Annotated in this window: 20 protein-coding genes and 1 riboswitch; of the genes, 8 read left to right on the top strand and 12 right to left on the bottom strand. The window is 70.1% G+C overall.

The annotated features are described in order from the left end of the window. The first annotated feature begins 90 nt into the window (after positions 1–90). Positions 91–777: a peptide deformylase gene (gene def / locus ACFY9V_RS15785; protein WP_391161615.1), complete on the top strand. Its 687-nt coding sequence runs from the start codon at positions 91–93 to the stop codon at positions 775–777. Positions 778–870: 93 nt separating this feature from the next. On the opposite strand, the gene ACFY9V_RS15780 is transcribed toward def, so the two are convergent. The 3 genes from ACFY9V_RS15780 to ACFY9V_RS15770 all read right to left on the bottom strand — a co-directional run bounded on the left by ACFY9V_RS15780 (position 871) and on the right by ACFY9V_RS15770 (position 4965). Further along, a complete protein-coding gene (locus ACFY9V_RS15780) occupies positions 871–1884 on the bottom strand; it encodes a ribonucleotide-diphosphate reductase subunit beta (protein WP_355347326.1) in 1014 nt (337 codons plus the stop codon). Beyond that, complete coding sequence (locus tag ACFY9V_RS15775) at positions 1884–4289, bottom strand: ribonucleoside-diphosphate reductase subunit alpha (protein WP_391044805.1); 2406 nt, start codon at positions 4287–4289, stop codon at positions 1884–1886. Before ACFY9V_RS15775 ends, ACFY9V_RS15780 begins: the two co-directional genes overlap by 1 nt. Before the next feature lie 210 nt (positions 4290–4499). Further along, positions 4500–4645, bottom strand: a riboswitch (cobalamin riboswitch). A gap of 77 nt (positions 4646–4722) precedes the next feature. Then, a complete protein-coding gene (locus ACFY9V_RS15770) occupies positions 4723–4965 on the bottom strand; it encodes a hypothetical protein (protein WP_391161614.1) in 243 nt (80 codons plus the stop codon). Positions 4966–5054: 89 nt separating this feature from the next. Between ACFY9V_RS15770 and ACFY9V_RS15765 the strand changes: the two genes are divergently transcribed. Further along, positions 5055–6008, top strand: a complete 954-nt coding sequence (locus tag ACFY9V_RS15765) for a helix-turn-helix domain-containing protein (RefSeq protein ID WP_355347320.1) — start codon at positions 5055–5057, stop codon at positions 6006–6008. A gap of 72 nt (positions 6009–6080) precedes the next feature. On the opposite strand, the gene mctP is transcribed toward ACFY9V_RS15765, so the two are convergent. From mctP to ACFY9V_RS15750, 3 genes are all read right to left on the bottom strand, one after another. Continuing rightward, the gene (mctP, locus tag ACFY9V_RS15760; protein ID WP_391161613.1) at positions 6081–7703 is read right to left on the bottom strand and encodes a monocarboxylate uptake permease MctP; all 1623 of its coding nucleotides are present in this window, start codon (positions 7701–7703) and stop codon (positions 6081–6083) included. After that, positions 7700–7975 carry a DUF3311 domain-containing protein gene (locus ACFY9V_RS15755; protein WP_391161612.1) on the bottom strand — a complete coding sequence of 92 codons (276 nt, stop codon included), beginning with the start codon at positions 7973–7975 and terminating at the stop codon, positions 7700–7702. Before ACFY9V_RS15755 ends, mctP begins: the two co-directional genes overlap by 4 nt. Positions 7976–8093: 118 nt before the next feature. Continuing rightward, the gene (locus ACFY9V_RS15750; protein ID WP_355347422.1) at positions 8094–8870 is read right to left on the bottom strand and encodes a GntR family transcriptional regulator; all 777 of its coding nucleotides are present in this window, start codon (positions 8868–8870) and stop codon (positions 8094–8096) included. 319 nt (positions 8871–9189) lie between these two features. Between ACFY9V_RS15750 and ACFY9V_RS15745 the strand changes: the two genes are divergently transcribed. The 4 genes from ACFY9V_RS15745 to ACFY9V_RS15730 all read left to right on the top strand — a co-directional run bounded on the left by ACFY9V_RS15745 (position 9190) and on the right by ACFY9V_RS15730 (position 14015). Further along, positions 9190–10485 carry an extracellular solute-binding protein gene (locus tag ACFY9V_RS15745; protein ID WP_355347311.1) on the top strand — a complete coding sequence of 432 codons (1296 nt, stop codon included), beginning with the start codon at positions 9190–9192 and terminating at the stop codon, positions 10483–10485. A gap of 91 nt (positions 10486–10576) precedes the next feature. Next, positions 10577–11584, top strand: a complete 1008-nt coding sequence (locus tag ACFY9V_RS15740; RefSeq protein ID WP_355347308.1) for a sugar ABC transporter permease — start codon at positions 10577–10579, stop codon at positions 11582–11584. Then, positions 11581–12468: an ABC transporter permease subunit gene (locus ACFY9V_RS15735; protein ID WP_391044377.1), complete on the top strand. Its 888-nt coding sequence runs from the start codon at positions 11581–11583 to the stop codon at positions 12466–12468. The genes ACFY9V_RS15740 and ACFY9V_RS15735 overlap by 4 nt, the downstream gene beginning before the upstream one ends. Continuing rightward, positions 12465–14015 carry a glycoside hydrolase family 3 protein gene (locus ACFY9V_RS15730; protein ID WP_355347305.1) on the top strand — a complete coding sequence of 517 codons (1551 nt, stop codon included), beginning with the start codon at positions 12465–12467 and terminating at the stop codon, positions 14013–14015. The genes ACFY9V_RS15735 and ACFY9V_RS15730 overlap by 4 nt, the downstream gene beginning before the upstream one ends. 84 nt (positions 14016–14099) lie before the next feature. Here the strand turns inward: ACFY9V_RS15730 and nagB are convergent, their stop codons facing one another. After that, positions 14100–14885 (bottom strand): glucosamine-6-phosphate deaminase, encoded by a 786-nt coding sequence (nagB, locus tag ACFY9V_RS15725; protein ID WP_391161610.1) that lies wholly within the window; start codon positions 14883–14885, stop codon positions 14100–14102. An 809-nt stretch (positions 14886–15694) separates the two neighbouring features. Between nagB and ACFY9V_RS15720 the strand changes: the two genes are divergently transcribed. After that, entirely contained in the window at positions 15695–17143 is a 1449-nt protein-coding gene (locus ACFY9V_RS15720; protein ID WP_355347416.1) for a histidine kinase N-terminal domain-containing protein, read from the top strand. A gap of 133 nt (positions 17144–17276) precedes the next feature. On the opposite strand, the gene ACFY9V_RS15715 is transcribed toward ACFY9V_RS15720, so the two are convergent. Both ACFY9V_RS15715 and ACFY9V_RS15710 read right to left on the bottom strand, forming a co-directional pair. Next, positions 17277–17534: a WhiB family transcriptional regulator gene (locus ACFY9V_RS15715; protein WP_031520293.1), complete on the bottom strand. Its 258-nt coding sequence runs from the start codon at positions 17532–17534 to the stop codon at positions 17277–17279. Positions 17535–17853: 319 nt separating this feature from the next. Beyond that, positions 17854–18822 carry a diacylglycerol kinase family protein gene (locus ACFY9V_RS15710; RefSeq protein ID WP_355347298.1) on the bottom strand — a complete coding sequence of 323 codons (969 nt, stop codon included), beginning with the start codon at positions 18820–18822 and terminating at the stop codon, positions 17854–17856. A gap of 48 nt (positions 18823–18870) precedes the next feature. On the opposite strand from ACFY9V_RS15710, the gene ACFY9V_RS15705 reads away from it, so the two are divergent. Further along, positions 18871–19386: a hypothetical protein gene (locus ACFY9V_RS15705; RefSeq protein ID WP_391161609.1), complete on the top strand. Its 516-nt coding sequence runs from the start codon at positions 18871–18873 to the stop codon at positions 19384–19386. Positions 19387–19524: 138 nt separating this feature from the next. On the opposite strand, the gene ACFY9V_RS15700 is transcribed toward ACFY9V_RS15705, so the two are convergent. From ACFY9V_RS15700 to ACFY9V_RS15690, 3 genes are all read right to left on the bottom strand, one after another. Continuing rightward, complete coding sequence (locus tag ACFY9V_RS15700; protein ID WP_391161608.1) at positions 19525–20739, bottom strand: SigB/SigF/SigG family RNA polymerase sigma factor; 1215 nt, start codon at positions 20737–20739, stop codon at positions 19525–19527. Between the two features lie 30 nt (positions 20740–20769). Continuing rightward, positions 20770–21183, bottom strand: a complete 414-nt coding sequence (locus ACFY9V_RS15695; RefSeq protein ID WP_188283433.1) for an anti-sigma regulatory factor — start codon at positions 21181–21183, stop codon at positions 20770–20772. A gap of 196 nt (positions 21184–21379) precedes the next feature. After that, the gene (locus ACFY9V_RS15690; RefSeq protein ID WP_391161607.1) at positions 21380–21946 is read right to left on the bottom strand and encodes a GNAT family N-acetyltransferase; all 567 of its coding nucleotides are present in this window, start codon (positions 21944–21946) and stop codon (positions 21380–21382) included. Position 21947 lies beyond the last annotated feature (1 nt).

Genomic DNA, 21947 nt, shown 5'->3' with positions numbered 1-21947 from the left:
ACGAACCACGAGGTGTGGGGAACACCGTCGTGCGCGGGCCCGTACCCTAGGGGGGTTCGTTTACGGGTTCGCGGAAGGCGTACGGCGCAGATGTCCCAGCAGCACACCGAGCACGGCCACGGTCACCAGCACCACCACGGGCATGACCACGACCACGCGCACAGCCACGACGCGGCCACCGAAGGCTTCCTCGACGACGTGACCGACGCGCAGGCGCGCGAACTGGCGTACCGCGAGCGCGGCACCGTCCGCCCGATCACCGTGGTCGGCAACCCGGTGCTGCACCGGGAGTGCAAGGACGTCACGTCCTTCGACGACGACCTGGACGCGCTGATCGCCGACATGTTCGCCAGCCAGCGCGCCGCCGAGGGCGTGGGCCTGGCCGCCAACCAGATCGGCGTCGACCTCAAGGTCTTCGTCTACGACTGCCCGGACGACGACGACAACCGGCACGTCGGCGTCGTCTGCAACCCCGCACTGGACGAACTGCCCGCCGACCGGCGCCGCCTGGACGACTCCAACGAGGGCTGCCTGTCCGTCCCCGGCGCCTACATGGAACTGGCCCGCCCCGACTACGCGGTGGTGCGCGGCCAGAACGCCAAGGGCGAGCCGATCGTCGTCCACGGCAGCGGCTACTTCGCCCGCTGCCTCCAGCACGAGACCGATCACCTCTACGGCCGCCTCTACATCGACCGTCTCTCCAAGCGCGACCGCAAAGACGTCATGAAGCAAATGGCCGAGGCCACCCCGAAGTTCGAGACGGTCCCCAACGACTGACCCGCCCCGCGCGCCCGCCCGACGGGAAAGGGGCGGCGGAAGGCTCATCGCCTTCCGCCGCCCCTTTCGCCGTTGACCGTTCCAACCCGGGGTCTAGAAGTCCTCGTCCAGGGCGAAGCTGCCCTCGACCGCGACCTGGTAGGCGGACGGGCGGCGCTCGAAGAAGTTCGTCAGCTCCTGGACGCCCTGCAACTCCATGAAGGAGAAGGGGTTCTCCGAGCCGTAGACCGGGGGGAAGCCGAGGCGGGCGAGGCGCTGGTCGGCGACGCACTCCAGGTAGGCGCGCATGGACTCGGTGTTCATGCCGGGCAGGCCGTCGCCGCACAGGTCGCGGCCGAACTGGAGCTCGGCCTCGACGGCTTCGCGCAGCATGTCGGTGACCTGCTGCCGCAACTGCTCGTCGAAGAGGTCCGGCTCCTCCTTGCGGACGGTGTCGACCACGTCGAAGGCGAAGCTCATGTGCATGGTCTCGTCGCGGAACACCCAGTTGGTGCCGGTCGCGAGCCCGTGCAGCAGGCCGCGCGAGCGGAACCAGTAGACGTACGCGAAGGCGCCGTAGAAGAACAGGCCCTCGATGCACGCGGCGAAGCAGATCAGGTTGAGCAGGAAGCGGCGGCGGTCGGCCTTGGACTCCAGGCGGTCGATCTTCTCGACCGAGTCCATCCAGCGGAAGCAGAACTGCGCCTTCTCGCGGATCGAGGGGATCTCCTCGACCGCGTCGAAGGCCGCCGCGCGGTCCTCGGGATCGGGCAGGTAGGTGTCGAGCAGCGTCAGATAGAACTGGACGTGCACGGCCTCCTCGAAGAGCTGGCGGGACAGGTACAGCCGCGCCTCGGGGGAGTTGATGTGCTTGTAGAGCGTGAGCACCAGGTTGTTGGAGACGATCGAGTCACCGGTCGCGAAGAACGCGACCAGGCGGCCGATCATGTGCTGCTCGGCGGGGCTGAGCTTGGCGAGGTCGGACACGTCGGAGTGGAGGTCGACCTCCTCCACGGTCCAGGTGTTCTTGATCGCGTCGCGGTAGCGCTCGTAGAAGTCCGGGTAGCGCATCGGACGCAGGGTCAGCTCGAAGCCCGGGTCGAGCAGATTCTTGTCGGTGGACGTCATTACTGGCAGGCCTCGCAGGACTCGGGGTTCTCAAGGGAGCAGGCGATCGCGTCGGCGTCGGCGATCACCGGTACGGGGACGGGGGTGGCGGCCGTCTGCTGCTGGGCGCGGGCCGCGCGGGCGATCCGGGTCGCGGGCCGGGACCGCAGGTAGTACGTCGTCTTCAGGCCCTGCTTCCAGGCGTACGCGTACATCGAGCTGAGCTTGCCGATGGTGGGCGTCTCCAGGAACAGGTTCAGCGACTGGCTCTGGTCGAGGAACGGCGTACGCGCCGCCGCCATGTCGATCAGGCCGCGCTGCGGGATCTCCCACGCCGTGCGGTACAGCTCACGGATCTCGGCCGGAATCCAACTGAAGCCGTTCACCGAGCCGTTGGCCTCGCGCAGCGCCTCGCGGGACTGCGCGTCCCACACGCCGAGCCGCTTGAGGTCGGCGACCAGGTACGAGTTGACCTGGAGGAACTCACCCGACAGCGTCTCGCGCTTGAAGAGGTTGGAGACCTGCGGCTCGATGCACTCGTAGACACCGGCGATGGACGCGATGGTCGCGGTCGGCGCGATGGCCAGCAGCAGCGAATTGCGCATGCCGGTGGCCGCGATCCGGGCGCGCAGCGCCGTCCAGCGCTCCGGCCAGTTCAGCTCGGTCGCGTAGTGGTCGGGGTGCAGCACACCGCGGGCGGTACGGGTCTTGTCCCAGGCGGGCAGCGGGCCCTGCCGCTCGGCGAGGTCGCAGGACGCCTCGTACGCGGCGAGCATGATCCGCTCGGCGATCCGGGTGGACAGCTCGCGCGCCGCGGCCGAGTCGAAGGGCAGCCGCAGCTTGAAGAAGACGTCCTGAAGACCCATCACGCCCAGGCCCACCGGGCGCCACTTGGCGTTGGAGCGGCCCGCCTGCTCGGTCGGGTAGAAGTTGATGTCCACGACCCGGTCGAGGAAGGTCACCGCGGTCCTGACGGTCTCGTCGAGCCGCTCCCAGTCCATCTCGCCGCCCGCGCCGCCCCCCGGGGTGGCGAAGGCGCCCAGGTTCACCGAACCCAGGTTGCAGACCGCGGTCTCGCCGTCGTCGGTGACCTCAAGGATCTCGGTGCACAGATTCGAGGAGTGCACGGTACGGCCGGGCTCCGCCGTCTGGTTGGCCGTACGGTTCGAGGCGTCCTTGAAGGTGATCCAGCCGTTGCCGGTCTGCGCGAGGGTCCGCATCATCCGGCCGTACAGCTCGCGCGCCGGGATCGTGCGCTGCGCCAGGCCCTTGGCCTCGGCCCTGCGGTACGCGGCGTCGAAGTCGTCGCCCCACAGGTCGACCAGCTCCGGCACGTCGGACGGCGAGAACAGCGACCAGTCGGCGTCGGTCTCCACGCGGCGCATGAACTCGTCCGGGATCCAGTGCGCCAGGTTCAGATTGTGGGTGCGGCGCGCGTCCTCACCGGTGTTGTCGCGCAGTTCGAGGAACTCCTCGATGTCGGAGTGCCAGGTCTCCAGGTAGACCGCCGCGGCGCCCTTGCGACGGCCGCCCTGGTTGACCGCGGCCACCGACGCGTCCAGCGTCTTCAGGAACGGCACGATGCCGTTGGAGTGGCCGTTGGTGCCGCGGATCAGCGAACCGCGCGAGCGGATCCGGGAGTAGGACAGGCCGATCCCGCCCGCGTGCTTCGACAGCCGCGCCACCTGGTGGTAGCGGTCGTAGATCGAGTCCAGCTCGTCCAGCGGCGAGTCCAGCAGGTAGCAGGAGGACATCTGCGGGTGCCGGGTGCCGGAGTTGAACAGGGTGGGGGAGCTGGGCAGGTAGTCCAGCGCGCTCATCAGCCGGTAGAGCGAGGCGACTTCCTCGGCGGCGCGCACCGAGTCGTCCTCGGCGAGACCGCAGGCCACGCGGAGCATGAAGTGCTGCGGGGTCTCGATCACCTGACGGGTGATGGGGTGCCGCAGCAGGTAGCGGCTGTGCAGGGTGCGCAGGCCGAAGTAGCCGAAGCGGTCGTCCGCGCCGGCTGCCAGCGCCTCGTCCACCAGCGCGTCGAGCCGGGGCTTGTGCAGGGCCACGAAGGCGGCCGTGCGGTCGGCGATCAGGCCCTCGCGGTGCCCGACCGAGACGGACGCGGAGAACGACACCGCGCCCTGGCCCGCGGCCTCTTCGGCGATGGTCGAGGTCAGCAGCCGGGCGGCCAGCCGCGAGTACGCCGGGTCCTCGGAGATCAGGCCGGCCGCCGCCTCGGTGGCCAGGCTGTGCATCTCGGCCGCGTCGGAGGCGGCGTTACGGCCGCGCAGCGCGGCGGCGGCGACCCGGCCGGGGTCGGTGTCGGTCAGGTCGGCGGTGAGCCGCACCAGCGTACGCAGCAGGTCCGCGCCCGGGCCCTCGTCGGGACCGGCGGGAGGTCCGGGGAGAGGTCCGGAGGGGGGAGCCGAGGGAATCCGGGGGGCGACGGTGCGGAGTTCGGCTGAAGCGGGGTCTGCGGGCGCGATGGTCACGGTGGTGCTCTCTCCCTCGAACGCGGCGACGGCCAGGCGGGAGGAGCGGGTACGCGTGCGGAGGCGCACCCCTGCTCAGGCATGGGCGTGCCGCGACGCGTCCGCCGGCCCAATCCGCGAGGCCCGGACACAACTGCGCCCGTCGCTTGTGGGCGCTACGGGCGCGCTGGCGGCAGGTCCTCGGGCTGTGCGGGCGTACGCCCGCTCACCGTTGCGGGGCAGCGCCGGATTCGCACCGGCTTCCCCTGCTCGACAGCGAAGTTGAGCATACATGTAGTGCCGCGGTTCGCGTGGAAGCCCAGATGTTGTGTCGTGAGGGCGGGTCGCCGAGGTCGGCGCGCAAGCGCCGGAGGGGATTTTATTCCCTCCGGCGCCCTCAGATCCGCGGGGCCGCGACCGCTGTGAGGGCCGGTTCGCGGCCTGGTTCGCGGTCCGGTTCGCGGTCCGCGCGCGCGGCGCGTCTCGCGTGCGCCCGGCGTGTCGCCTCGGCCTCGCGGGCGGCGTCGGCCGCGCGGATCTGGCGGGTGATCCTGGCCTCGGCGCGCAGGCCCAGGACGGGGACGAAGGAGAGGATGAGGAGGAGGGCGGAGAGGGCTGCGATGTCCAGGAGAACGGTCATGGGTCAATCGTGCTCGCGCCGCTTACCCGCGAACAGTGGCAGGACCGCCGTACTACCGCGACATCCTGCCAAGTGGCATCCTCGGGAGCATGCTGAAGAACGTGGCCGCGGTACTGCTCGACGGTGTCCACCCCTTCGAACTCGGGGTGATCTGCGAGGTGTTCGGCCTCGACCGCAGCGAGGACGGGCTGCCCGTGTACGACTTCGCGGTGATCTCCGGCGAGGGCCCGACGCTGCGCACGCACGCCGGGTTCGAGCTGTCGGCCTCCTGCGACATGGACCGGCTGGACGAGGCGGACCTGATCGCCGTACCGGCCGGGGACTCGTACATCGACCGGGACTTCCCGCCGCAGGTGCTCACGGCGCTCAACCGGGCCGTGGAGCGCGGCGCGACGGTGCTCAGCGTGTGCTCGGGCGTCTTCGTGCTGGCCGCCTCCGGCATGCTCGACGACCGGCGCTGCGCCACGCACTGGCGGCACGCGGAACGCCTCGCGAGCCGGTACCCGCAGATCAAGGTCGAGTCGGACGTGCTGTACGTGGACGACGCGGGGGTGATCACCTCGGCCGGTACGGCCTCCGGCATCGACGCCTGCCTGCACCTGGTGCGCAAGGAGCAGGGCAGCGCCGTCGCCAACGGCATCGCCCGCCGCATGGTGGTGCCGCCGCACCGCGAGGGCGGCCAGGCGCAGTACGTGGACCGGCCGCTGCCGCGCGGGCAGAGCGACACCGTGGCCGGGGTGCTGTCCTGGATGGAACGGCACCTGGACCGCGAGGTGACCGTCGAGGAGCTGGCCGCCCGCGCCCACATGTCGCCGCGCACCTTCGCCCGCCGCTTCCAGCAGGAGACCGGCACCACCCCGTACCGCTGGCTGCTGGGTCAACGGGTGCTGCTGGCACGGGAGTTGCTGGAGGCCACCGACCACACCATGGACGCCGTCGCGCTCCGCGCGGGGTTCGGGAACGCGGCGACCATGCGGCATCACTTCGCCCGCTGGACGGGGACCACGCCACAGGGGTACCGGCGCACTTTCGCCTCGCGCTGAGGCGCGGGTCCCCAAGGCGCGGGCCGCACACCACAACGCGGCCTCGCGCCCCGGGACCCGCCCCCTCGCGCTCTACGCCGGTGCGGGAACCGCCTCCTTCGCCGCCTCCTCCGCCTCCACCACGTAGTCGCCCTTCGCCGTCTCGTCCACGCCGTCGGGGGCCTTGAAGGCGCGCAGGACCAGGGTGAGGACGACCGCGACCGCCGCGTTCAGGACGAACGCGGTGAGGCCGATGTAGCCGAGCTCGCCGATGCCGGGGATCTTCGCGGAGTTGCCGCCGAAGTGCGACTGGCTGGCGCTGGTCTGCTCGTACGCCTTCCACGTGCCGTACGCCATGCCCGCCGCCCAGCCGGCCAGCAGCGCCCAGCGGTGGAACCAGCGGGTGAACAGGCCGCCGACGATGGCCGGGACGGTCTGGAGAATCCAGATGCCGCCCAGGAGCTGGAAGTTGATCGCGACCGTCTTGTCCATCGACAGCACGAAGACGAGCGCGCCGACCTTGACCACCAGGGACGCGGCCTTGGAGACCTTGGTCTCCTGCGCGGGGGTGGCGTCCGGTTTGAACAGGTCCTTGTAGATGTTGCGGGTGAACAGGTTGGCCGCCGCGATCGACATGATCGCCGCCGGGACCAGCGCGCCGATGGCGATGGCGGCGAAGGCCACCCCGGCGAACCAGGAGGGGAACATGTCCTCGAAGAGCTGGGGGATGGCCAGTTGGGCGTTGTAGCCCTTGACGCCCTTTCCGACGCCCGCCGCCAGCGCCATGAAGCCGAGCATCGCCAGCAGGCCGAGCATCAGCGAATACAGCGGCAGGATCGTGGTGTTGCGGCGGATGGTGTTGCGGCTCTTGCCGGAGAGCACGGCCGTCACCGAGTGCGGGTACAGGAAGAGCGCCATCGCCGAGCCCATCGCGAGCGTGGCGTACGCCCATTGGGCCTGCGGCGCCGACACCAGTGAGCCGCGCGGCTTGCCGGTGGCGGGATTGGTCACCTTGTAGGCTGCGTCCGCCTTGTCGAAGATGTCGCCGAACCCGCCCAGTTTGTACGGGATGTAGATGATCGCGACCACGATGACGATGTAGATCAGCGCGTCCTTGACGAAGGCGATCAGCGCGGGCGCGCGCAGCCCCGAGGAGTACGTGTACGCGGCCAGCACACCGAAGGCGATCAGCAGCGGCAGGTCCTTGACGAACCAGTTGGTGGAGTCGCCGCCGCCCACGCCCATCACGTCCAGCACGGCCTGGATGCCGACGAGTTGGAGCGCGATGTACGGCATGGTCGCGACGATCCCGGTGAGCGCCATCGCGACCGACAGGCTCTTCGACCCGAACCGGCCGCGGATGAAGTCCGACGAGGTCACGTACCCGTGCTTGTGCGAGACCGACCACAGCCGCGGCAGGAAGAGGAACACCAGCGGGTAGGTGATGATCGTGTACGGGACCGCGAAGAACCCGGCGGCGCCCGCGGAGTAGATCGCGGCGGGCACGGCGACGAAGGTGTACGCGGTGTAGAGGTCGCCGCCGAGCAGGAACCAGGTCACCCAGGTGCCGAAACTCCGGCCGCCCAGGCCCCATTCGTCCAGGTGCAGGGCGTTCTCCGCGCGTCGCCAGCGGGCGGCGAGGAAGCCCATCACCGTGACCAGGAGGAAGAAGAAGACGCAGACGCCGAGCGCCACGCCGTTCACGTCGTTCGTCACTTGGCCGCACCCCCCTTGCGCGCCCGCTCCTCGCGGCGCACCAGGACGTACGCGGTGTACGTCAGCAGCGCCGCCGCCGGCACCCACGCCATCTGGTACCAGTAGAAGAACGGGATGCCGATGAACCTCGGGGTGAGCCGCGAGTACGAGCTGACCCAGAGCAGCGCCACGAAGGGCGCGACCAGGCATATCCCGGCGATCACGCGCGACGCGGTGACCACCGGCCGCCGCGGCGGTGCGGGGTGTTCCTCAAGTGATAGGTCGTCGGGCATACGTGCGGCTCCCGTCCCCTAGAGCTACGAGTGTGACTCGCGGGAATCTAGGGGAGGGGAGTAGCGCACGTCACCATGTGTGCGGCGATCTCACTCGTGAGAAGTCAAACCGGCGGTCTCAGTCGGTGGGGCGGCTCAGTCGTGCCACGAACTTGTAGCGGTCGCCGCGGTAGACCGAGCGCACCCACTCGACCGGTTCGCCGACGGTGTCGATCGAGTGCCGGGAGAGCATCAGCATCGGCAGGCCGACGTCGGTGCCGAGCAGTCCGGCCTCGCGCGGGGTGGCCAGCGAGGTCTCGATGGTCTCCTCCGCCTCGGCCAGCCGCACGTCGTAGACCTCGGCCAACGCCGTGTACAGGGACGTGTACTTGGCGAGGCTGCGGCGCAGCGCGGGGAAGCGCTTGGCCGACAGGTGCGTCGTCTCGATCGCCATCGGCTCGCTGTTGGCCAGCCGCAGCCGCTCGATCCGCAGCACCCGGCCGCCGGCCTTCATGTCGAGCAGCCCGGCGAGCCGGTCGTCGGCGGTGATGTAGCCGATGTCCAGGAGCTGGGACGTGGGTTCGAGACCCTGGGCGCGCATGTCCTCGGTGTACGAGGTCAGTTGGAGCGCCTGGGAGACCTTCGGCTTGGCGACGAAGGTGCCTTTGCCCTGGATGCGTTCGAGCCGGCCCTCGACCACGAGTTCCTGGAGCGCCTGGCGGACCGTGGTGCGCGAGGTGTCGAACTCGGTGGCCAGCGTGCGCTCCGGCGGTACGGGCGTGCCGGGGGGCATGGTCTGGGTGATGTCCAGAAGATGCCGCTTGAGCCGGTAGTACTTGGGCACACGTGCGGTACGGCCCGCGGTGCTCGCGGTCCCCGCCGTACTCTCCGCGCCACTGCCCGCGTCGCTGTCCATGACGTCTACTCCCGACTGCTGTCGTGCTGCCGTCACCGGCTCCTCCGTTATATGCGGCTCACATCGTGGCACGGCCTGACCTGGAGCGGGGAGGCGGTAGTGGTCGCTTCCCGCTCAGGTGTCGGTCCGATAACAGAGCCGACATGGGTTCTTATACACCCTTGACACCCCCAAAGGTCTAGGCCAAGCTCCGGGTACTGGTCTAAACCATTAACGACCAAATCCCAGACCCACGAGCAGGACGCGGCTGCACACGTGTCTCGCGGTAGCCGACATTTCGGGTGGTGGGGGGAGTTTCGGGCATCCTGAGGAGGGTGGCGTGAAGCGCAAGCTCATCGCGGCGATCGGCGTCGCGACCATGATTGCTGGTATTGCGGCCTGTGGGTCGGACAAGAAGGACGACAAGGCCGCTGAGAAGCCGGCCGACCAGACCGGCACGGTGACCGTCTGGCTGATGGCCGAGGCGCAGACCGCCTGGCCCGAGCTGGTACAGAACACCACCGCCCAGTTCAAGGCGAAGTACCCGAAGGTCAACGTCAAGATCCAGTACCAGCAGTGGAGCGACAAGGTCCAGAAGCTGGACGCCGCGCTCTCCGGTTCCAGCGCCCCCGACGTGGTCGAGCTGGGCAACACCGAGACCCAGACGTACATCCTCAACGGCGCTCTCGCCGAGCTGGACAAGAAGACCTTCCAGAACTCGGACACCTGGATCAAGGGCCTCGAGGACACCTGCACCTACCAGGGCAAGCTCTACTGCGCGCCCTACTACGCCGGTGCCCGCGTCGCGATCTACAACACCGCCGACTTCAAGGCCGGTACGGGCTCCGACGCCTTCCCCGCCACCGAGGACGAGCTGACCGCCGCCCTGGACAAGATCGAGGCGAAGAAGGGCGGCGACAAGACGTACTCGCCGCTCTACCTCCCCGGCCAGTACTGGTACGCGGCCATGTCGTACGTGAAGGCGTACGGCGGCCAGATCGCCAAGACCGACGGCAGCAAGTGGACCGCCGACCTGGAGAGCCCGCAGGCGCAGCAGGGCATCCAGCACTTCATCGACCTGGTGAAGAAGTACAACCACGGCGACCAGACCAAGGACGAGGCGGACCACGCCAACGTCATGGCCCACGAGAAGGCCGGCGTCATCTACGGCAACGGCTGGGAGTCCGGCTCGGTCATCACGCCGCCGAACGGCAACGCCAAGCTCAAGGACGTCATCAAGACGGCCACGATGCCCGGCCCGAACGGCAAGGCGCTGCCCTCCTTCATCGGCGGCTCCGACCTCGCCGTGGTCAACAAGTCCAAGGTGAAGGACCTCGCCAAGGAGTGGATCGCGGACTTCACCGACGAGAAGAACGAAGCCGCGCTGGTCACCAAGGCGACGCTGCCGAACAACACCAAGCAGCTCGAGCCGATGAAGGCCGACCCGGCCACCGCCGCCGCGGCCAACGCCGTGCCGGACGCCTGGTTCACGCCGATCGCACCGGGCTGGGCCGCGATCGAGAAGCAGGGCATCCTCAAGTCGATGCTGCTCGACATCCTCAAGGGCAAGTCCGTCGCCGACGCCACCAAGGCCGCCGACGACAAGATCAACTCGCTGATCAACACCGCCTCCTGACACGGCGGTCGTCACCAGGGGAGGGCGGTCCGCGGTCGCGGGCCGCCCGCCCCGGTATCCCGGCATGGACACCGAAGAAAGGTCAGAGCGGATGAGTGCCGCCGACACGCATGCCACCGAGCCGGTGACGGGGGGCCGCCCGCAGATCCCGCCGCCGCGCTCGACCGGTCCGGTCGCCACGACAGCGGGCCGCGCCGCCGGGCGCAACCGGCAGAGCAGATCGCTGCCGTATCTGCTGATCGCTCCGGCGCTGCTGATCATGATCGGCGTGCTGGGCTACCCGCTCGTCGACACCATCGTGCTGTCCTTCCAGGACGAGCGCCGCAACAACCTCTGGAACGGCGTCGCGGCGCCCTGGGTCGGCTTCGACCAGTACAGCTCGATCCTCGGCGACAGCGAGTTCTGGGCCGTGGTGCTGCGCACCGTGGTCTTCGTCGTCGTCTGCGTCGTCGCCACCATGTCGCTCGGCCTGCTGATCGCGCTGCTGATGCAGCGGGTCTCCAACTGGGTCCGGGTCACCATGAGCAGCGTGATGATCGCCGTGTGGGCGATGCCGCTGCTGGTCGCCACCTCGGTCTTCAAGTTCATGTTCGACTCCGACTACGGCCTGGTGAACCAGCTCCTCACCCGGCTGCCCGGCGTCGACTACACCCGGCACAACTGGTTCCTCAACCCGACCACCGGCATGGCGATCATCGCCGTCCTGGTCGTCTGGGGCGCCATCCCCTTCATCGCCATCAGCCTGCACGCGGCGCTCACCCAGGTCCCCAAGGAACTGGAGGAGGCCGCGCGGATCGACGGCGCCAAGGGCTTCGGCATCTTCCGCTACGTCACCTTCCCGATCATCAAGCCGGTCTTCGTGATGACCAGCACCCTGTCGGTGATCTGGGACTTCGGCGTGCTCGGCCAGATCCTGCTGATGCGCGGCGGCCAGCCCGAGCAGGACTACCAGACGCTCGGCCTGTACGCGTACACCCAGGCGTTCATCTCCAACTCCTTCAGCCGGGGCGCGGCCATCTCCGTGGTCTCCGTCCTGCTGCTGTCGGGTGTCGCCGTCTACTACCTGCGCCAGCTTCTGAAGATCGGAGAGGTCGAGTGAGCACCGCTGTCAAGAGCGGCCCCGCGACCCAGGGCCCCACGGCCGGAGTCGTCTACCGCACTCCGAAGAAGAAGCGCAACGGCTGGAACGTGCTCGGCCTGATCGTCACCGTGATCATGGGCTTCCCGGTGTACTGGATGGTCATCACCGCGCTCCGCCCGAGCCAGGAGATCCTCAGCTACCACCAGAAGCTCTATCCCAGCTCCGTCACGTTCAACCAGTTCAAGCGCGCGATGGACATGCCCAACTTCTGGGACAACGTCAAGAGCAGCGTGATCATCTCGGCGTGCAGTGTCGTGATCGCCATCGGCATCGGCCTGCTCGCGGCGTACGCCATCGGCCGGTTCAAGTTCTGGGGCCGCCGCGGCCTGGTCATCGCGCTGCTGGTGATCCAGCTCATCCCGGCCACCTCGATGCTGATCCCGATCTACATCCAGCTCAACAAGATGGGCGGCCTCAACCAGTACTGGGGCGTCATCGTCGTCTACGCGGCGAGCACCCTGCCCTTCGCCGTATGGATGCTGCGCGGCTTCATCGTCAACATCCCCAAGGAACTCGAGGAGTCGGCGATGGTCGACGGGTGCAGCCAGATGGAGGCGTTCCGCCGCGTCGTCCTCCCGCTGCTCGCGCCCGGCCTGGTCGCCGCGTCGATCTACGCGCTGATGACCGCCTGGAACGAGTACCTGTTCGCCTACGTACTTCTCCAGGACAATGACAAGTACACGTTGAGCATCTGGCTGCTGAAGTTCACCGGACAGCGCGGTACGGACTACGGAGCCCTCATGGCGGGCTCGATCCTGATCGCCCTGCCCGTCGTGATCTTCTTCCTGTTCGTCCAGCGCAAGGTGGCCTCCGGCCTGACCGCAGGCGCGGTGAAGGGATGACCGTCATTACCGTCGACACGCCCGCGGACGTCCTGGCCCGCGACGCCCTCACCGTCCTCCAGCCCGGCTTCCGCGGCACCGAGGCCCCCGACTGGGTGCTGCGGCTGCTCGCCGAAGGGCTCGGCGCGGTCGCGCTGTTCTCCCGCAACATCGAGTCGCCCGAGCAAGTCGCCCGGCTCACCGCCCAGTTGCGCGCGGTACGGCCCGACGTGCTCGTGGCCGCCGACGAGGAGGGCGGCGACGTCACCCGCCTCGAAGCGCGCGGCGGCTCCTCCTTCCCCGGCAACCTCGCGCTCGGCGCCGTCGACGACGTCAAGCTCACCCGGGCCGTCGCCGCCGAACTCGGCCGCAGGCTCGCCGCGTGCGGCGTCAACCTCAACTGGGCGCCGTCCGCCGACGTCAACTCCGACCCCGGCAACCCGGTCATCGGCGTCCGCTCCTTCGGCGCCGAGCCCGAACTGGTCGCGCGCAACACCGCCGCCTACGTGGAGGGAATGCAGTCGGCGGGGGTCGCGACCAGCGTCAAGCACTTCCCCGGCCACGGCGACACCGGCGTCGACTCGCACCACGCGATGCCGCGCATCGACGTCGACCTCGACACCCTGCGCGACCGCGAACTCGTGCCGTTCAAGGCGGCCGTCGCCGCCGGCACCAAGGCCGTGATGAGCGCTCACATCCTCGTCCCGGCCCTCGACCCCGACCTGCCGGGCACGCTCAGCTCCGCCGTCCTCACCGGCCTGCTGCGCGCCCCGCGCGAGCAGGGCGGCCTCGGCTACGACGGCCTCATCGTCACCGACGGCATCGAGATGCAGGCCATCTCCGCCGCGTACGGCATCGAACGCGGCACCGTCATGGCGCTGGCCGCCGGGGCCGACGCGATCTGCGTCGGCGGCGGCCTGTCCGACGAGCAGACCGTGCTCGGCCTCCGCGACGCCATCGTGCGCGCGGTGCGCGAGGGCGACCTCCCCGCCGAGCGGCTGGCCGACGCCGCCGCCCGGGTGCGCGACCTCCAGGTGTGGGCCGCCGAGCGGGCGGCCGCAGCGGAGGGGACCGCGTCCGCCGCCCCGGCAGGGGAGTCCGACATCGGCCTGGAGGCGGCCCGCCGCGCCCTGCGGATCACCCGCCGCGCCGAGTTCACCCCGCTCACCGAGGCGCCCTACGTCGCCGCCCTCACGCCGGTCGCCAACATCGCGGTCGGTGACGTGACCCCCTGGGGCATCGCCGCCGACCTCGCCAGGCTCCTGCCGGGCACGGTCACGGGCACCTACCCCGGCCGCGAGGTGGAGGAGCTGGGCGCCGAGGCGTTCGCCGCCGGACTCCTCGACGAGGCCGGCGACCGTACGATCGTCGTCGTCGTCCGCGACGCCCACCGGCACCGCTGGATGTCCGAGGCGCTCGCGGCGGTCGTCTCCCGCCGCCCAAGCACGGTCGTCGTGGAGATGGGCGTGCCCCAGGCGCCCGCCACCGGCGCCCTCCACATCGCCACCCACGGCGCGGCGCGCGTCTGCGGCACGGCCGCCGCCGAGGCCATCGTGGGCTCCGTCTGACGCGGGCTCCGTCTGACACGACAGAGCGCCGGACGGACTGCGATCAGTCCGTCCGGCGCTCTGTCGCGTTCCGCCGGGCAGGCCCTAGACGCCCTGCCAGGCGGGCTTGGCCGCGAAGGTGGCGCGGAAGTACGGGGCCAGCTTCAGCTTGGAGGCGGCGGCCTCGTCCACGACCACGGTGGCGTGCGGGTGGAGCTGGAGCGCCGAGGCGGGAACGACGGCGGCGACGGGCCCCTCGACGGTCTGCGCGACGGCCTCCGCCTTGCCCTCGCCGGTGGCGAGCAGCACCAGGTGCCGGGCCTCCAGGATGGTGCCGATGCCCTGCGTGATCACGTGGTGCGGCACCTGCTCGATGTCGCCGTCGAAGAAGCGGGCGTTGTCGACCCTGGTCTGCTCGGTGAGCGTCTTGATCCGGGTCCTGGAGGCGAGCGACGAGCAGGGCTCGTTGAAGCCGATGTGCCCGTCGGTGCCGATCCCCAGGAGCTGGAGGTCGACGCCGCCGGCCGCGGCCAGCGCCGCGTCGTACGCCTCGCAGGCGGCCTGCACGTCGTCGGCGGCCCCGTCGGGCCCCATGAAGGACTCCTCCGACAGCCCCAGCGGCTCCACGACCTCCCGCAGCACGACCGAGCGGTACGACTCCGGGTGGCCGGTGGGCAGGCCGACGTACTCGTCGAGCTGGCAGACGCGGGCACGGGCCGCGTCGACGGCGCCCGAGCGGACCTTCGCCGCCAGCGCCTCGTAGATGGGCAGCGGGGTGGATCCGGTGGCCACGCCGAGCAGAGCGTCCGGCTTGCGGCGCAGCAGCGCGGCCATGGCCTCCGCGATCAGCTCGCCGCCTGCCGCGGCGTCCGGGACGATGACAACTTCCACGCTGGGCCTGCCGTTCTGGAGGGGACTTGTGTGGTATAGACCAATCTAGCAGAGCGGGGCCCCGTCGGCGCTGCGCCGGGGCACCTCTGCCCGCCACCGCTCGGGTGCGGCTGCGCGTGGCGCTGAGCCCCTGGGCCACGTGTGCGCGAGGTGGGTGCGCCGGTAGCCAGCGAGCCGAAGGGCGCGCCGGTGTTGAAAGGGAGAACGCGCACAGAGAGCGAGGAACGAGCGAACGAGCACGATCGACTGTCGACACCGGGCTTAAGCGCCCGGAGGCGAGAAGGCGGCAATAAAAAGGGAATTACGGCGCCCCCACAAAAGACGGCTCCCACCCCACGGCGCCCCCACAAAAGAGCCCCCCCGCCCACAAAAGAGCCCCCGAAAAAACCCACGGGCCGCGGTGCGCAGCGGGGACCCTCAACCCCGCCGGCACCGCAGCCCGGAGCAGCCGTCGGCGCCTGGCCGGCGGGGTGTGCGGTTCCCCCCGGCGCGATGGGCCGACCTTGAGGTCAGGGCGTAGTCAGGGCAGAGAACGCCTTGCCTCGGTCCGTCCTCCTGTGCGGGGAGGACGGAGGTCTGATGCCACGCGTGTACGCGACACACGAGGTGTCACGTTCGACGCGCGGTACGCGCCACGCGTGGTGTCACGCTTCATTGTGGACTAGACCATTCGGCCTTGTCTACGGTTCCCGGCGACGCTTCCTCGCCAGGCCCCCGGCGGGTCGATGCACCCTCCAGCGAAATCATCTCCGAAAACGGCTCGTCCCGCACCCCCCTCCCCGGCCGGTACGCTCACAGGCGTGCCCTCCATGAACGACCTCGTACGCGAGCACACGGCCCTCGACGACTCCGACCTCGAATGGCTTCATCTGCTCGTCTCGGAGTGGCAGCTGCTCTCCGACCTGTCCTTCGCCGACCTCGTGCTGTGGGTCCCCACCCGCGACGGCACCCGGTATGTGTCCGTCGCGCAGATGCGGCCGAACACCGGGCCGACCTCGTACCAGGACGACATGGTCGGCCACCTGGTGCCGCGCGGGCGGCGTCCGCTGCTGGACATGGCGCTCGACGAGGGCCGTATCGTCCGCGAGGGCGACCCGGAGTGGCGCGAGGAGGTGCCCGTACGGGTCGAGTCGATCCCGGTGCGCCGCGACGGCCGGGTCCTCGGGGTGATCGCGCGCAACACCAACCTGCTGACCGTACGCACCCCCAGCCGTCTCGAACTCACCTACTTGCAGAGCGCCAGCGACCTGGCCCAGATGATCGCCCAGGGCGCCTTCCCGTTCCCGGCCGAGCAGGTCGACATGGACGCCTCACCGCGCGCCGGTGACGGCCTGATCAGGCTGGACGCGGACGGGCTCGTGCAGTACGCCAGCCCCAACGCGCTTTCGGCGTACCACCGGCTGGGCCTGGCGGCCGACCTGGTCGGCCACCACCTGGGCAAGGCCACCGCGGAACTGGCCCCGGCCCGCGGCCCGGTGGACGAGGCGCTGGTGAAGCTGGCCAGCGGCTGGGCGCCGCGCGAATTCGAGGTCGAGGGCGGCGACGGCGTCATCCAGCTGCGCGCGATCCCGCTCAAGCCCAAGGGCGTCCACACCGGTTCGCTGGTGCTGCTGCGGGACGTGACGGAACTGCGCCGCCGCGAGCGCGAGTTGATGACCAAGGACGCCACCATCCGGGAGATCCACCACCGGGTGAAGAACAACCTCCAGACGGTCGCCGCGCTGCTGCGCCTCCAGGCCCGCCGGATGGACTCCGACAACGCCCGTGAGGCGCTGGAGGAGGCGGTCCGCCGGGTCGGGTCGATCGCCATCGTGCACGAGACGCTCTCCCAGACCCTGGACGAGCGGGTCGAGTTCGACGAGATCGCCGACCGCGTGCTGTCGATGGTCGCGGAGATCTCACCCGGCCGGGTCACCCCGCGTCGCACCGGCCGGTTCGGCATCCTGACCGCCGAGATCGCCACTCCGCTGTCTATGGTCCTGACCGAACTGCTCCAGAACGCGCTCGAACACGGCTTCGGGCCGGGGGAGTCGGGCACGGTGGACGTCACCGCCACCCGCGGCCGGGAGCGGATCACCATCTCGGTGCAGGACGACGGCCGGGGCCTGCCCGACGGCTTCGACGCCCAGGAAGCGGGCAACCTCGGCCTCCAGATCGTCCGCACCCTCGTGGTCGGCGAACTGGGCGGCACCTTCGACATGGTCCCCGCCGAGCCGCGCGGCACCCGCGTCGTTCTCGAACTGCCCCTGGAGAGCTGAGAGTTCGCCCTTCCTGCGCGAGGGCACAGCAAAGGACCCCGACCTGGAAGGTCGGGGTCCTTCATGATGCTGTGTGCTGCGCGTGTTGGTGGGTGCTGCGCGCTGCGGCTCGGGGGGAAGCGGTAAGTGCGCGTCAGGCGCTGGCGTTGCGGGCCCGGTTGCGAGCGGCGCGGCGCTTCATCGCGCGGCGCTCGTCCTCGCTGAGGCCACCCCAGACACCGGCGTCCTGGCCACTCTCCAGCGCCCACTGCAGGCACTGCTCCATGACGGGGCAGCGGCGGCAGACGGCCTTGGCTTCCTCGATCTGCAGCAGCGCAGGACCGGTGTTGCCGATGGGGAAGAAGAGCTCGGGGTCTTCCTCGCGGCAAACGGCGCGGTGACGCCAGTCCATGGCTGCTCCAACTCCTTGTGTGACAAGCACGTTGCTTGTGAATGTGAACGCTTTCACGAATCCCTACGCAGGCAACGGGACGCCGCCCAGTCTTCACTGGTGCTGGTCCCGCTGAGTGAGGTAGAAGATTCGGGCTCTCAAGGGGGTCGTTGTCAGACCGTCCCGAGCGCCACCTAGAGACTCGCAAACCTCGGCTGGAGATACAACCCCTTCAGAGAAGTTTTTTTGGATTCCTCGGTGTCGCCTCGGTCACAGCCGTACTTCCATGGGGTGCAGGGCAGTCTAAACGTTCGAGTAAAAGGACTTTAGGCTCTTCGACTTACACAATCACACGCAGTGCACGGCGTACGCCTGTGAAGGTCGCGCTCGTTCGCAGCCCCAGGTGGTCACCGTCCACCTGGAAGGGCAATGCCGCCTGCGATTGCAAGGTGAAGTCGGTCAGGTCGTGGAGCGCCAGCGCGTTCTTCCCGCGCGGTCCCCGCTCCGGAGTGGAACGGAGCAATTGCGCCGAGTAACGCGTGGCAGAGGCCATGGACATCTTTGTCACGCCCAGCAGATCGAGGGCGGTGTCGAAGGACGCGCCGGGGGAGGCGTACACCGGTCTGTTCCCGAGATAGGTCCACGGCGAGGTGTTGCAGATTATCGCCATCGCGAGCCCCGACACCGGTTCGCCGTCCGGGCGTTGCAACGAGATCGTGCCGTGCCTGCGGTGCGGATCGGCCAGAAACTGACGTGCGACCTGGCGCAAATACAGCGCGTGCGTGGAGCGCTTGCCCAACTCCCGCTGCTGTTCGACCCGTCCGACCACCCCGGCGTCGAACCCCAGACCCGCGCAGAAGGTGAACCAGCGCGGCGGCACCCCTTCGTCCTCGGTGCCCGGCGTCCCGCTCACCAGACCGAGCCCCACCGTCCGCGAGGACCCCTCGCGCATCGCGTCCAGCAGCGCGCCGGTCGCCTCCACGGCGTCGTTGGGCAGCCCGAGCGCCCGCGCGAAGACATTGGTGGACCCGCCGGGCACCACCGCGAGCTGCGGCAGCGCCTCCGGGTCGGGGCCGTGGTGCAGCAGCCCGTTCACCACCTCGTTGACCGTGCCGTCGCCGCCGAGGGCGACCACCAGGCCCACCTCGCCGCCTTCCGCGGCCCGCCGCGCGAGGTCCCGCGCGTGCCCGCGGTACTCGGTCGTCGCGACGTCCAGCTTGAGGTCGCTCGCCAGTGCGGTACTGATCACATCACGCACCCGCGCGCTGGTGGTGGTGGCGGCAGGGTTGACCACGAGGAGAGCGCGCATGGTCGACAGCGTACCTACCGTCTGGTACAGCGGGCTACGCTGGCCGGTGTGAGCCAGCCCTCGAAGAAGACGCGGAAGCCGCCTCAGCGGGTGGCGGAGAAGATGCAGAAGTTCGTGCCGCCGATGCGCGAACAGCCCACCGAGCGCGAGCGGGAGGCAGCCGCCGCCGCGAAGGCCGCCGCCGACGCGGGACCGCCGCCGCTGCGGCTGACCGCCGCTGCCGCCGTCGCCGCCGTGGAGGGCCTGGCCGTGGTCGCCTGGGGCGTCACGATGTTCTTCGGCGGCTCGGGCAAGGCCGTGCTCGCCGGGCTGCTCGTCCTCGTCCTCGCGGGCTTTCCGCTCGGCGCCGCGTACGGGCTGCGCAAGGCCCGCCGGTGGAGCCGCGGGCCCGCGCTGATCATCCAGCTCCTGTCGCTGCCGATTGCCTGGACGCTGCTGCACAGCGACGGCGGCGGCTTCGTCGCGGGCGGCGCGGTCCTGGGCGCCCTCGCCCTGACCTGCCTCGTCCTCCTGGCCCACCCGGCCACCACGGACGCCCTGGGAATGAGCCGGACGTCGTCCTGACAGCCGGAGACGTCGTCCTGACGGACCGCGCGTCCTGACGGACCGCGCGCCCCGGCGGTCCGCGGCCGGTCTCTCGCGGGCGTGCGGGTCACCGGTCGCCCGGGCGGGCCTGGTCGTCGGCCGCCCGCCCGGCGAGGGCTACTCCTCGATCAGCAGCTTGTCCCGGAGCTGGGCCAGCGTGCGGGCCAGCAGACGCGAGACGTGCATCTGCGAGATGCCGACCTCCTGGGCGATCTGCGACTGGGTCATGTTGCCGAAGAACCGCAGCAGCAGAATCGTCTTCTCACGCGGCGGGAGCTGTTCCAGCAGCGGCTTGAGGGACTCGCGGTACTCCACGCCCTCCAGCGCCTCGTCCTCGGAGCCGAGGGTGTCGGCGACGGCCGGCGACTCGTCGTCGGTGTCCGGGACGTCCAGGGAGAGCGTGCTGTAGGCGTTGGCGGACTCCAGGCCCTCCAGCACCTCCTCCTCGGAGATCTTCAGGTGCTCGGCCAGCTCGTGCACCGTCGGCGCCCGCCCGTGCCGCTGGGACAGCTCACCGGTCGCGGTCGTCAGCGCCAGCCGCAGCTCCTGGAGGCGGCGCGGCACCCGTACCGCCCAGCCCTTGTCCCTGAAGTGACGTTTGATCTCGCCGACCACGGTGGGGGTCGCGTACGTCGAGAACTCCACGCCGCGGTCCACGTCGAACCGGTCGACGGACTTGATCAGCCCGATCGTGGCCACCTGCGTCAGGTCGTCCAGCGGCTCACCGCGGTTGCGGAACCGCCGGGCCAGGTGCTCGACCAGCGGCAGATGCATCCGTACGAGCTGATTGCGCAGCTCCGCACGCTCGTTGGAGCCCTCGGGCAGCTTGCTCAGCTCGACGAAGAGGGCGCGGGCGCCCGCCCGGTCGTGCGGGTCGTGCGCCTCCCGCTGCTCCTCGCGGTCGGATTCCCGGTCGGAGCCCCGGTCGGGCTCCTGGTCGGCTTCCCCGTCGGACCGGGGCTCCGCCTCCTGGCGCGCGGACGGGGGCCCGGCCGGCTCCGCCTGCTGCTCCGGCGGCGCGTCCCGTCGCTCGGGCGGCTCGGGCTGTCCGGGCCGCTCCGGCTGCTCGCGCTGGTCCTGCTGCTCCATGGGGTCCGCCTGCTCCGCCTGCTGCGCCGCGTCCATTCCGTCCATACGGTCGTCCGTGCGGGTCTCCCCGCCGGGTTCGGGGTGCTGCCTGGCCGTGTGCCGCCGCCCGGCCGGCCCCGCGGGATCGGGTTGGGCCGGTACGGAGGCGCGGCCGTGCACCGCGGGCGACTGACGCGCGTCGTGCGCGTCGTCGTGGCCCGCGGGCGTGCCGGGGTCTTCACCCCGGGATAGCTCAGCGCTCATGGCGATTCCCCGTCTTCCCGCACGCGAGAGTCACGACAGCCCTGGACCGGCGCCGCGCTTCTTGTGGAGGCTGATGCTGACGGTCTTGTCCTCGGCGACGGTGGAGTCCACCTCGCCGGCCAGTGCCGACAGCACCGTCCACGCGAAGGTGTCCCGCTCCGGCGCCCTGCCGTCGGTGGTGGGCGCGGAGACGGTCACCCACAACGAGTCCCCGACGAGCCGGAAGACACAGCTCAGGACGGACCCGGGGACGGCTTGCTGCAACAGGATCGCGCACGCCTCGTCCACGGCGATCCGCAGATCCTCGATCTCGTCGAGGGTGAAGTCCAGCCGTGCCGCGAGTCCGGCCGTGGCCGTGCGCAGCACTGACAGATAGGCTCCCGCCGCGGGCAGCCGGACCTCGACGAAGTCCTTCGACCCGGGCTCGCCTGCGATCTGGGACACCCTCACCTCCACGGTGGCACACAGTGATTGCTCTGGTTCGCAGCGACGCTATCGCGATCCGTACCCCGCTGTCGCCCGGACGGCGCACGGTAGGGGAACGGTACGGTATCCGTATCTCTGTCACCCATGGTAAGCGCACGAGCACGGACCGTGGGTAGTGGTCTGCCGACTCAATTCGCATGAGAATCCGCTCGGTTCACCGAGCGTGCGCCAGCGCGGCCAGTTCGGCCAGCGGCGGGCCGGAAAGCCGCTGTACGGTCCACTCGTCCTGCGGGCGGGCGCCGATGGAGCGGTAGACGCCCAGCGCCTTCTCGTTCCAGTCGAGGACCGCCCACTCGAAGCGCTCGTAGCCGCGCTCCACGCAGACCGCCGCGAGCGCGGCCAGCAGCGCCTTGCCGTGCCCGCCGCCGCGCGCCTGCGGGCGTACGTACAGATCCTCCAGGTAGAGGCCGGGGGTGCCGGTCCAGGTGGAGAAGTTCCGGAACCACAGCGCGAAGCCGACCACGGTGCCCGCGCCCGAGTCCGCGCCCTCGCCCTCGCTCGGGCCCTCGCCCTCGCTTGAGCCGTCGCCCGCACCGTCCGCTGCGGGTTTCGCGGGCTCCTCGGCGATCAGCGCGTGCGCCACCGCGTCGGGGCCGAACAGGGCCGCGTGCAACTGCTCCTCCGTGGCCCGCGCCTCCTCCAGCGCCCGCTCGTACTCGGCGAGTTCGCGGATCAGCGCGTGGATCACGGGGACGTCGTCCGGGGTCGCGGTGCGGATCATG

It is taken from the genome of Streptomyces sp. NPDC008317, from assembly GCF_042955955.1.
In the GTDB taxonomy this organism is placed as follows: Bacteria; Actinomycetota; Actinomycetes; order Streptomycetales; family Streptomycetaceae; genus Actinacidiphila.
The sequence above is the reverse complement of the archived record's forward strand: the minus strand, read 5'-3'. Positions and strand labels throughout refer to the sequence as shown.